The 9,652-nt window shown below is 60.8% G+C and carries 10 protein-coding genes, 3 tRNA genes and 1 pseudogene; 6 read left to right on the top strand and 8 right to left on the bottom strand.

Going from position 1 to position 9,652, the window contains the following annotated elements:
- Positions 1-220 (top strand): annotated as a pseudogene (locus HMPREF1546_RS19290) (hypothetical protein); the annotation flags it as partial.
- Between the two features lie 44 nt (positions 221-264).
- On the opposite strand, the gene HMPREF1546_RS14100 reads toward HMPREF1546_RS19290, so the two are convergent.
- Together HMPREF1546_RS14100 and HMPREF1546_RS14105 are read right to left on the bottom strand one after the other, a co-directional pair.
- A tRNA-Ser gene (locus tag HMPREF1546_RS14100) sits at positions 265-358 on the bottom strand.
- Between the two features lie 27 nt (positions 359-385).
- Positions 386-473 (bottom strand) — tRNA-Ser (locus HMPREF1546_RS14105).
- Positions 474-641: 168 nt separating this feature from the next.
- Here HMPREF1546_RS14105 and HMPREF1546_RS14110 point away from each other — a divergent pair.
- Positions 642-717 (top strand) — tRNA-Pro (locus tag HMPREF1546_RS14110).
- A gap of 517 nt (positions 718-1,234) precedes the next feature.
- Positions 1,235-1,927 (top strand): M15 family metallopeptidase, encoded by a 693-nt coding sequence (locus tag HMPREF1546_RS14115; RefSeq protein ID WP_021749946.1) that lies wholly within the window; start codon positions 1,235-1,237, stop codon positions 1,925-1,927.
- Positions 1,928-2,002: 75 nt separating this feature from the next.
- On the opposite strand, the gene HMPREF1546_RS19295 is transcribed toward HMPREF1546_RS14115, so the two are convergent.
- Genes HMPREF1546_RS19295 through yedF form a run of 4 tightly spaced genes read right to left on the bottom strand, consistent with a single transcriptional unit; the run spans position 2,003 to position 4,184 of the window.
- The gene (locus tag HMPREF1546_RS19295) at positions 2,003-2,176 is read right to left on the bottom strand and encodes a DUF6472 family protein (RefSeq protein WP_021749945.1); all 174 of its coding nucleotides are present in this window, start codon (positions 2,174-2,176) and stop codon (positions 2,003-2,005) included.
- A 12-nt stretch (positions 2,177-2,188) separates the two neighbouring features.
- Entirely contained in the window at positions 2,189-2,425 is a 237-nt protein-coding gene (locus HMPREF1546_RS14120; RefSeq protein WP_021749944.1) for a DUF3343 domain-containing protein, read from the bottom strand.
- Between the two features lie 2 nt (positions 2,426-2,427).
- Positions 2,428-3,570 carry an aminotransferase class V-fold PLP-dependent enzyme gene (locus HMPREF1546_RS14125; RefSeq protein WP_021749943.1) on the bottom strand — a complete coding sequence of 381 codons (1,143 nt, stop codon included), beginning with the start codon at positions 3,568-3,570 and terminating at the stop codon, positions 2,428-2,430.
- Positions 3,567-4,184 carry a sulfurtransferase-like selenium metabolism protein YedF gene (yedF, locus tag HMPREF1546_RS14130; RefSeq protein ID WP_036630682.1) on the bottom strand — a complete coding sequence of 206 codons (618 nt, stop codon included), beginning with the start codon at positions 4,182-4,184 and terminating at the stop codon, positions 3,567-3,569. Before yedF ends, HMPREF1546_RS14125 begins: the two co-directional genes overlap by 4 nt.
- A gap of 431 nt (positions 4,185-4,615) precedes the next feature.
- Here yedF and HMPREF1546_RS14135 point away from each other — a divergent pair, with 431 nt between their 5' ends.
- Positions 4,616-5,872 carry a diaminopimelate decarboxylase gene (locus HMPREF1546_RS14135; RefSeq protein ID WP_021749940.1) on the top strand — a complete coding sequence of 419 codons (1,257 nt, stop codon included), beginning with the start codon at positions 4,616-4,618 and terminating at the stop codon, positions 5,870-5,872.
- 78 nt (positions 5,873-5,950) lie between these two features.
- On the opposite strand, the gene HMPREF1546_RS14140 is transcribed toward HMPREF1546_RS14135, so the two are convergent.
- Both HMPREF1546_RS14140 and HMPREF1546_RS14145 read right to left on the bottom strand, forming a co-directional pair.
- Complete coding sequence (locus HMPREF1546_RS14140) at positions 5,951-6,496, bottom strand: DUF4352 domain-containing protein (RefSeq protein WP_021749939.1); 546 nt, start codon at positions 6,494-6,496, stop codon at positions 5,951-5,953.
- A gap of 153 nt (positions 6,497-6,649) precedes the next feature.
- Positions 6,650-7,018 carry a VOC family protein gene (locus tag HMPREF1546_RS14145; protein ID WP_021749938.1) on the bottom strand — a complete coding sequence of 123 codons (369 nt, stop codon included), beginning with the start codon at positions 7,016-7,018 and terminating at the stop codon, positions 6,650-6,652.
- Positions 7,019-7,264: 246 nt separating this feature from the next.
- Between HMPREF1546_RS14145 and HMPREF1546_RS14150 the strand changes: the two genes are divergently transcribed.
- Both HMPREF1546_RS14150 and feoB read left to right on the top strand, forming a co-directional pair.
- The gene (locus tag HMPREF1546_RS14150) at positions 7,265-7,495 is read left to right on the top strand and encodes a FeoA family protein (protein ID WP_021749936.1); all 231 of its coding nucleotides are present in this window, start codon (positions 7,265-7,267) and stop codon (positions 7,493-7,495) included.
- On the top strand, positions 7,492-9,501 hold the full coding sequence (gene feoB, locus HMPREF1546_RS14155) for a ferrous iron transport protein B (RefSeq protein ID WP_021749935.1): 2,010 nt from the start codon (positions 7,492-7,494) through the stop codon (positions 9,499-9,501). Before HMPREF1546_RS14150 ends, feoB begins: the two co-directional genes overlap by 4 nt.
- The last annotated feature ends 151 nt before the right edge of the window (positions 9,502-9,652 follow it).

Consider the following 9,652-nt stretch of genomic DNA (forward strand, 5'->3'; position numbering starts at 1 on the left):
CCATTGGGACAGCGCCCCCCCGCCCCGCCCTGATCCTCCCCCCTCCGGCGAGAATGGGCCGGACAGCCTCAGCAGCCTGCTCCGGCATCTGCTGGACCAGTTTCACCTGAGCAGTGTGGATTCCGGGGACCTGCTGCTGTTGGCCATCCTCTTCTTCCTCTTCCGGGAGGGCGCGGATGAAGAGCTGCTGGTGGCCCTGGGCCTGCTGCTGATCTTGTAAATGACAGAAAAAACACGCCGCAAGCATTCTGTGCTTGCGGCGTGTGGCGCAGAAGGAGGGATTTGAACCCTCGCGGCGTTTTTTAGACACCCTACTCCCTTAGCAGGGGAGCCCCTTCGGCCTCTTGGGTACTTCTGCAGATACGATATTCACTGATTAAAGATGTGGCGGAGAGAGTGGGATTCGAACCCACGGACGCTTGCGCGTCGCCGGTTTTCAAGACCGGTTCCTTCAACCGCTCGGACATCTCTCCATCATGGAAAGGCGCCATCCGTCGGACGCCTGATTATTATACTATATCGATTGGCGATTTGTCAACAATCTGCTCCCATTTTTATTTTTTTAATTTTTTTCATTTTAGGGGTTGCATTTCCAGAAACAGTATGCTATTATAAGTGAGCTGACTTCGAGCAGCACATTTCCGGGTGTGGCGCAGTTGGTAGCGCGCTTGACTGGGGGTCAAGAGGCCGTGAGTTCAAGTCTCGCCACTCGGACCAATCGAAGCATCCAAATTGGATGCTTCGATTTTTTTTACTTTCACCGACATCTCCCCTGGCTTGTTTGTGACTGGCCGCACACATTGCCGAGTGGGCAATGTGTGCGGCCTTATTGTTCAGAATATACCGGCGGAAACAAACACAGCATCCATGTTGTACAGATTGCGGCGGGCGTCTTCTGATTCGCAGTCCCCCCCCTGCTCTTCCGCTACCGACCTAGCTGTCCGGAGATTGCATGCCATGACCGGCTATCTAAAGATTTCCCCATTTTGAAACTTTTTTCGACAAACCGGCGTCTATTAGGTAGAGCAGAACCAAAAGCAACAGATCACATAGGCGCCCGAGGAGGACTCCCATGGTTTATACAAATGATAGAGCCGCAGACGTACATAGCTCAAAAGGGCGGCGTAGAAAGCGCTCCCGCAGACTGCGCTGGCCTTTGAAGCTTTTCTGCATGTGTCTGGTATTGTCTGCCGTGGTTTTGACTATACGCACAGTGAGATCCTTTTCCGCCCCCATGTCTGCGTTGGAGCCTGCGGAACAACTGGCGGAGCAGCACCCGGAGTCTTCGCTGCAGGAACCCGATGCCCTGCCGCCGGTCGAGCTGAATCCGGCCCCCCAGTCCGGCGCCGTTACTCCGGATGACTGGCAGATCCTGCTGGTGAACCGCTGGAACCCTTTGCCCGATGGATACACGTTTGAACGGACAAAGCTGAAGTATGGCCACTCGGTGGATTCCAGAGCATACCCGGATCTGCAGGAGATGATGGACGACTGCCGGGCAGCGGGATTGGACCCGGTGATCTGCTCGTCCTACCGGACACAGGCCAAGCAGCAGGAGCTGTACGAAAACAAGCTCCAGCGTTTGATAGAAGAGGGATATTCATACGAAAACGCCGTCACGGAGGCTGGAACTGTGGTAGCCGTGCCGGGCACCAGTGAGCACCAGACGGGCCTGGCCCTGGACATCGTAGACGCCTCCTATCAGATTTTGGACCAGGGGCAGGAGGACACCCTGGTCCAGCAGTGGCTGATCGAGCACAGCTGGGAATACGGTTTTGTCCTGCGCTATCCCAACGCCAAAAGCGAGATCACAGGCATTATCTATGAGCCCTGGCACTACCGCTATGTGGGCCGGGAAGCCGCCCGGGAGATGACGGAGCTTGACCTGTGCCTGGAGGAATACGTAGACTGGCTCTCCGCCCAGTGAGCCATCGTATATATGCAAACGACGCCTTGGACAGATACGATGTCCAAGGCGCTGTTTTGTCATGGTTCGTCGTGCTCACTGCCGTCTGGCCGTGCGGTAATCGTCGCCGGGCCGGTAGAAGGGACAGTCCCGTGTGCCGCCACGGAGAAACCGCTCCATTTCGTCCTCGTCCAGGTCCGCTTCGCAGACGTAAGCCGCCAGTTCCTCGTCGTAGTCGTAGTAGACACACTCCTCGCAATTTGCCGACATGCTCTCTCCTCCTCACAGCAGGACGGCGTACAGGCCGTCCACGTCCAGTCTTTCCCGGATCACCAGGGCCTCCAGATCCGCCCGGGCCGACGGCGGCGCAGACCAGCACATCCCGCAGCCGGCGGTGATGCTCCGGGGCACCGGAATCAGCCGCCCCGGCAGCCCCGCCGCCTGGCAGGCCCGCTCCATGGCCATGGCCCCGGTGGTGGTGGCGAAAGTTACCACGAACCGCTCCTCTTTTTTCCGCATGGTCAGACTGCCTCCGCCGCCAGGATACGGACCGCCTCTGCAGCCGCGTCGGTCTCTGCCTCTGTATTGAAATAGGACCAGGAGAACCGCACCGCGCCCTGGTCCTCGGTCCCCAGCGCCCGGTGGAGCCGGGGGGCGCAGTGGGCGCCGGGCCGGGTGGCGATCTCAAACCGCTCCGCCAGCTCGTCCGCCACCTCCGAGGAGTCCAGATCAGCGATATTCAGGGACACGATAGGCGCCCGGAGCTGTACAGCAAAATTCCCATACACTTTTACGCCAGGAATGGTTCTAACGGTTTCATAGAACCGCCGGGCCAGGACGGACTCGTGCATGCGGACTGCGTCCCGACCGGTACGCTTCAGAAACGCCAAAGATGCTCCCAGGCCGGCAATACCATGGCTGTTGAGGGTCCCCGCCTCCAGCCGGGTGGGATAGGCCTCCGGCTGGGTCTCAGAGTAGCTCTGGACGCCGGTGCCGCCCACGGCAAAGGGGCGAATCTCCACCCCCGCTCCCACACAGAGCCCGCCGGTGCCCTGGGGGCCCATCAGGCTTTTGTGGCCGGTGAAGCACACCACGCTGATGTGCTGCCGTTCCATGTCAATGGGAAATACCCCTGCGGTCTGGGAGGCATCCAGAATGAACAGAAGCCTGTGCTTCTGGCAGAAGTTCCCCACCCGCTGGATGTCCATCAGATCCCCCGTCAGGTTGGAGCCGTGGGTGCACACCACTGCCTTTGTATTCGGCCGCAGGAGCCGCTCAAAGTCCTCGTAGTCAATCCGCCCCTGCCGGTCTGCCGGGACGAAGTCCACCGCCCCTCCCTGCGCCCGCAGTCTGTACAGCGGACGCAGAACCGAGTTATGCTCCAGATCTGTGGAGATCACATGGTCCCCCGCCCCCAGCAGGCCGGAGATGGCGATGTTCAGCGCCATGGTGGAATTGGGCGTGAAGGCCACACGGTCCGCCCGGGAACAGCCGAAGAGAGCCGCCAGCGCCTGACGGACGCCGTAGATGCTCCGGGCCGCCTCCAGGGCCTCCGGATGGGTGCCCCGGCCGCTGTTGCCGTAGTCATTCATGGCCGCGGCCACCGCCTCTGCCACACCGGGAGGCTTGGGCCGGGTGGTGGCGGCGTTGTCCAGGTAGATCATGGCTTGATGACCTTCCCGGCATTGGCCAGGGCCTCCACAATGGCGTACATATTCGTGACGCCGCCCACAGCCAGCTTCTCCGCCAGACCGTAAAAGTTCAGGCAGGTGCCGCAGGTGAGGATCTCCACTCCCTGGGCCTCCATATTCCGCAGGTCCTCCAGAGATTCGGAACCCTCCACCGTCAGCTTGGCACCACCGTTATAGAACAGGACGGTCCTGGGCAGCCGGGGCAACTGGCTCACGGCAAAAAGGAAGCTCTTCATCAGCAGCTTCCCCAGTTCGTCGCTGCCCCGTCCCATGGTCTCTGAATCCACGGCCACCACCAAGTCGCCCCGGGCGTCCGGAACACAGGTCAGAGCAGGTTCCTCCGCCGGGGCATCTCCCACCGGCTCCGCCACTTCCATGGTCACCACAAACAGGTGCTCTCCCTTCTTCTCCGCCTGGACCGGCAGGTGGTTCCCCGCCGCCATGCGGGTCAGGTTCTGCACCGCGATCTCATTGTCCACCCGGACCTCCAGCGTTCCCGGCTCTCCCAGCTCCCGCAGGGCTTTCGTGGCCTTCACCACCGGAATGGGGCACGGCTCCCCCACAGCGTCCACGATCACAGTTTTCATCTTGTTCTCCTCTCCCCGCCCCTCGGCGGCTGTGTGTTTCATCCGTTCGCCTGCAGCAGGACGGAGGATTTAGAGCCCGTCCCCAGGCGATCTTTCCGTCTGCATACCGCTCGACCACCAGCCTAACGCTGCCCGCGCGCACAGAACCATCGTCCGGACCGGCAGGGACAGTTCCGCTGCGGAGCGGTTGCCGTTCCTTCTAGGCGGGACGGCACTCTACGGCCATTGTATCGTCTCTTTCCTGTAAAAGCAAGGGATGTTTTTTGAAAAGAACATCGCTCTGCCTGTCTGTTTGGGAAAATCAAGGACTGTTTTTCCGTTTTTTGGGCAAATTTCTTGACAGAGACATGGATGTGCTCGTAAAATAGGACACATCTATGGCACCGCAAAATTCGACGCGGTAGAGTTTATGAAGATTTGAGGCTGTTGATATGAAGACCCCCTTTGTCACAAAGGACCAGCTGGAGGCCATCGCCGCCCAGTACCCCACCCCGTTCCACATCTATGATGAGCAGGGCATCCGGGAGAATGCCCGCCGCCTGCGGAAAGCATTTGCCTGGAATCCCGGCTACCGGGAGTATTTCGCCGTGAAGGCCGCTCCCACCCCTGCCCTGCTGAAGCTGCTGCACGAGGAGGGCTGCGGCTGCGACTGTTCCTCCATGACGGAGCTGATGATCTCGGAGCGGTGCGGCATCACCGGTGAGAACATCATGTTCTCCTCCAACGATACCCCGGCGGAGGAATTCCAGATGGCGGACCGGCTGGGCGCCATCATCAACCTGGACGATCTGACGCTGGTGGACTATCTGGAGCGGTCCATCGGCCATGTGCCGGAGAAAATCTGCTGCCGCTACAATCCCGGCGGCGTGTTCACCCTGGGCGAGACCCGGGAGGGCTTCCAGGTGATGGACAATCCCGGTGACGCCAAGTACGGCATGACCCGCGCCCAGATCGCGGAGGCATTTACCCGCCTTTCCGCCATGGGCGCCAAGGAGTTCGGCATCCACGCCTTCCTGGCCTCCAACACCCTGTCTAACGACTACTACCCCGCCCTCGCCCGCATTCTCTTCCAGCTGGCAGCGGAGCTGAAGGCGGAGACCGGCGTCCATATCACCTTCATCAACCTCTCCGGCGGCGTGGGGATCCCCTACCGTCCGGAGCAGCCTGCCAATGATATCGCCGTCATCGGCGAGGGAGTCCGCCGGGCCTATGAGGAGGTGCTGGTGCCCGCCGGGATGGGTGACGTGGCTCTGTATACCGAGCTGGGCCGCTTCATGACCGGTCCGTACGGACATCTGGTCACCCGGGCCATCCACGAAAAGCACATCTATAAGGAGTACATCGGCGTGGATGCCTGTGCCTGCAACCTGATGCGTCCGGCCATGTACGGGTCCTACCACCATATCACCGTGATGGGCAAAGAGGACCAGCCCTGCGACCATAAGTATGACATCGCCGGCAGCCTCTGCGAGAACAATGACAAGTTCGCCGTGGACCGGATGCTGCCCAAGATCGACATGGGGGACCTGCTGGTGATCCACGACACCGGCGCCCACGGCTTCTCCATGGGCTACAACTACAATGGCAAGCTCCGCTCCGCCGAGCTGCTGCTGAAGGAGGACGGCTCCGTGGAGCTGATCCGCCGGGCGGAGACGCCGGAGGACTATTTCCGCACATTGGTCTGGTGAGGAAACCGCCCAGTCCCGCAGCAACGGATCAAAATCAAAAGCGCCACCGCAGGAGCGGCGGCGCTTTTTCTGTTTTTGTCAGGCGGAGGCACCTGTCTGGTCTTCAGCAGTGAAGTAGACGAAGAAAGTCTCGCCGGTGCTCTCCTCCCCGGAGTCATCCACAAACTGCTCCAGATAAGCGATGGAGAAGTCCGTAAAACCGGAGGGTACCTCATAGACCAGCTCGCCGCTGCGCTCCTCGTCCACGGCCATGGGATATGTACCGGGCAGCTGGTTCTCCCCCACCGGCTCCACTTCCGTATAGGTCTCCATGTCTGTGGTGATGGGATAGGCATAGGCGTCATCGCCGTCGTCCCACTGGACCTGGAAATCAGTGTCATACATCTCAATGCTCTGCTCGAAGGTGTTCTTTACGGTGATGTCCGCCACCAGCAGTACGTTCCCCTCCCCAGGGGTACGGCCCGCGTAGTCGCTGGTAAGGTATGCGCTGTTGACTGTGAAATCAAAGAAGTAGGTCTCCATGGTGTCGCCGGTGCGGCCCTCGCTGGAGCCGCTTCCGCCGCAGGCGGTCAGCCCCAGTGCCATCACCACAGCCGCCGCCAATACAAACAGTCTCTGTTTCATTTCACTCTCTCCCTTGCCAAAAAATAGATCCGGGCCTCCGCCGCCCCCGGCAGAACGCCCCACGACCAATCTCAGTGTACCATGGCGCCCAGCCGGGCGCAACTGCCGTTCAAAAAAATTTTTCTCAGCGCGGGGGCTTCCCTTTGTGCACCTTTATCGGGTGGGGATGATCTCGATCCAGTATCCGTCGGGATCTGTCACAAAATAGATCCCCATGGCAGGATTCTCAAAGCAGATGCAGCCCATGGCGGCATGCTTGGCGTGGGCCGCCTCATAGTCCTCTGCCCGGAGGGCCAGATGGAATTCGCACTCCCCCAGGTCATACTTCTGGGGATGGTCCCGCAGCCATGTCAGTTCCAGGCGGAAGTCCGTCTTTCCATCCCCCAGGTAGACGATGATGAAGCTGCCGTCGGCCGCCGCCTTCCGCTCCCCCACCGGCTCCAGGCCCAGGGCCTCCTTGTAGAACGCAAGAGATTTGTCCAAATCCGCTACATTGAAATTGAAGTGATTGAATGTCAGCATAAGCTCCTCCTGATCGCCGGGGGCCCTCTGCCTCCGGCTTGGTTTGGGTTTAGTATAGCATTTCTGCCCCCTCCGGGGCAAGGCCCTTTCCAAACCCTGCCCGCCGCTTCTTCTTTTTATCCATGTTATACAATTTCCAGAGAAAAATTTGTCGGCTTTTGGCTTGTTTTATAGTTGCCTCCTAAAGTGCACGATGATAAACTTCTAATTGTTAGACAATGCTAACTTTTGAGGAGGAACGTTCCGATGACACTGGACAAGCTGCCCCTGGGGCAGGAGGCCGTCATCACGGCTGTGGGCGGCGAGGGCGCCCTGCGCTGCCGCCTGCTGGATATGGGGCTGATCCCGAAGACCCGCGTGCGGGTGGAGAAGGTCGCACCCCTGGGCGACCCGTTGGAGCTGCGGGTGCGGGGGTACTCCCTGTCCCTGCGGAAGGAGGACGCCGGGAAAATCGAAGTGGAGGTGGCCGGGACATGATCTTCGCACTGGCCGGCAACCAAAACTGCGGCAAGACCACGCTGTTCAACCAGCTCACCGGCTCCAACCAGCACGTGGGCAATTTCCCCGGCGTGACGGTGGATCAGAAGTCTGGCGCCATCCGGGGGGAAAAGGACTGCACGGTGGTCGACCTGCCGGGCATCTACTCCATCCGGCCCTATACGCCGGAGGAGATTGTCACCCGGGATTTCATCCTGAACCAAAAGCCCGACGGCCTCATTAATATCGTGGACGCCACCAATATCGAGCGGAACCTGTACCTGACGCTCCAGCTGATGGAGATGCGTATTCCCATGGTACTGGCCCTGAACATGATGGATGAGGTCACCGCCGGCGGCGGCACCATCGACGTGAAGGGAATGTCCCAGGCATTGGGCATCCCGGTGGTGCCCATCTCCGCTGTGAAAAACCAGGGCGTGGACGAGCTTGTGAAGGTTGCCGTCCAGACTGCCCGGACCAAGACGCTGCCTACGGTGTACGACTTCTGCTCCCCCGGACCGGTCCACCGGTGCATCCACGCGGTGGTCCACCAGATCGAGGATCACGCGGAGGCTGCGGGCCTTCCCGTCCGATTCGCCGCCACCAAGCTCATTGAGGGAGACGAGGACATCGTGACCCGCCTGGCCCTGGACCAGAACGAGCTGGAGCTCATTGAGCACAGCGTCAAGGAGATGGAGGACGAGTGCGGCATGGACCGCAATGCCGCACTGGCGGATATGCGCTACACCTTCATCGAAACCATCTGCTCCGGCACGGTGGTGAAGTGCCGGGAGTCCCGGGAGCGGGCCCGCAGCGAGGCCATCGATCGGGTGGTGACCAACAAATACCTGGCCCTGCCACTGTTCTTCGCCATCATGCTGGGCATCTTCTTCCTGACCTTTGAAGTCATCGGCGCCTTCCTGTCGGATCTGCTGGCCGCGGGGATCGATGCCCTCACCGCGGCGGTGGACAGCGGCCTCGCCGCCTATGGATTGAACCCCGTGGTCCACAGTCTGGTGATCGACGGCGTGTTCGCGGGAGTGGGCAGTGTACTGAGCTTTCTGCCCATCATCGTGGTGCTGTTCTTCTTCCTCTCCATTTTGGAGGACACGGGCTACATGGCCCGTGTGGCCTTCGTCATGGACCAGCTGCTGCGGAAGATCGGTCTCTCCGGCCGGAGCATTGTCCCCATGCTGGTGGGCTTCGGTTGCTCAGTGCCCGCCATCATGTCCACCCGGACACTGGCCTCGGAGCGGGACCGGCGGATGACCATCCTGCTGACGCCCTTCATGAGCTGCTCTGCCAAGATCCCTATCTACGGCGTGTTTTCCGCCGCCTTTTTCCCGAATCATGCCGCCCTGGTGATGATCGGGCTGTACATCCTGGGTATCCTGGTGGGCATCGTGGCGGCCAAGGTGCTGGGCACCACAGTCTACAAGGGCAACCCCGTGCCCTTCGTCATGGAGCTGCCCAACTACCGCTTCCCCTCCGCCAAAAGCGTGTGGCAGCTGTGCTGGGACAAGGCCAAGGATTTTCTGACCCGAGCCTTCACCATCATCTTCGTGGCCACCATCATCGTCTGGTTCCTCCAGACCTTTGACACCCGGCTGAACCTGGTGGATGACAGCGCCGACAGTCTGCTGGCCACCGTGGGTGCCTGGATCGCCCCGCTCTTCGCTCCTCTGGGCTTTGCCGATTGGCGGGTCTCCACTGCCCTCATCACCGGGTTCATCGCAAAGGAGTCCGTCATCTCCACCCTTGGAATCCTTACCGGGTCCGGCGCGGATGTCAGCACCGCCGCCCTGGGGACGCTGTTCACCCCTGTCACTGCCGCCGGGTTCCTTGCCTTCACCCTGCTGTACACCCCCTGCGTGGCCGCTATCTCCGCAGTGAAGCGGGAGCTGGGCTCCGGCTGGAAGGCCGCCGGTGTGGCGTTGAGCCAGTGCGTGATTGCCTGGATGGTGGCCTTCCTGGTCTACCACATCGCGGCGCTGCTGCTGGGATAGAGGAGGCTGCCATGCTGGAAGTTTTGATCCTGGCGGCCCTGGGCGTCTGGCTGGCGCTTGCCCTCCGTTCCTGCCTCCGCCGCAGAGGAAAGGGCTGCGGCGGCTGTGATGGCTGCTGTGACCGCTGCGGCGGTGCCTGCCGCAGCGCCCG

The organism is Oscillibacter sp. KLE 1745, assembly GCF_000469445.2.
In the GTDB taxonomy this organism is placed as follows: domain Bacteria; phylum Bacillota; class Clostridia; order Oscillospirales; family Oscillospiraceae; genus Oscillibacter; species Oscillibacter welbionis.

What these genes read in the sequence shown, in the direction of transcription:
- HMPREF1546_RS14120 (WP_021749944.1), bottom strand. Translation starts at nt 2,425, where the DNA reads ATGCGGAAAAAAGAGGAGCGGTTCGTGGTAACTTTCGCCACCACCACC.
- yedF (WP_036630682.1), bottom strand. Translation starts at nt 4,184, where the DNA reads ATGAAAACTGTGATCGTGGACGCTGTGGGGGAGCCGTGCCCCATTCCG.
- HMPREF1546_RS14125 (WP_021749943.1), bottom strand. Translation starts at nt 3,570, where the DNA reads ATGATCTACCTGGACAACGCCGCCACCACCCGGCCCAAGCCTCCCGGT.
- HMPREF1546_RS14115 (WP_021749946.1), top strand. Translation starts at nt 1,235, where the DNA reads ATGTCTGCGTTGGAGCCTGCGGAACAACTGGCGGAGCAGCACCCGGAG.
- feoB (WP_021749935.1), top strand. Translation starts at nt 7,492, where the DNA reads ATGATCTTCGCACTGGCCGGCAACCAAAACTGCGGCAAGACCACGCTG.
- HMPREF1546_RS19295 (WP_021749945.1), bottom strand. Translation starts at nt 2,176, where the DNA reads ATGTCGGCAAATTGCGAGGAGTGTGTCTACTACGACTACGACGAGGAA.
- HMPREF1546_RS14135 (WP_021749940.1), top strand. Translation starts at nt 4,616, where the DNA reads ATGAAGACCCCCTTTGTCACAAAGGACCAGCTGGAGGCCATCGCCGCC.
- HMPREF1546_RS14145 (WP_021749938.1), bottom strand. Translation starts at nt 7,018, where the DNA reads ATGCTGACATTCAATCACTTCAATTTCAATGTAGCGGATTTGGACAAA.
- HMPREF1546_RS14140 (WP_021749939.1), bottom strand. Translation starts at nt 6,496, where the DNA reads ATGAAACAGAGACTGTTTGTATTGGCGGCGGCTGTGGTGATGGCACTG.
- HMPREF1546_RS14150 (WP_021749936.1), top strand. Translation starts at nt 7,265, where the DNA reads ATGACACTGGACAAGCTGCCCCTGGGGCAGGAGGCCGTCATCACGGCT.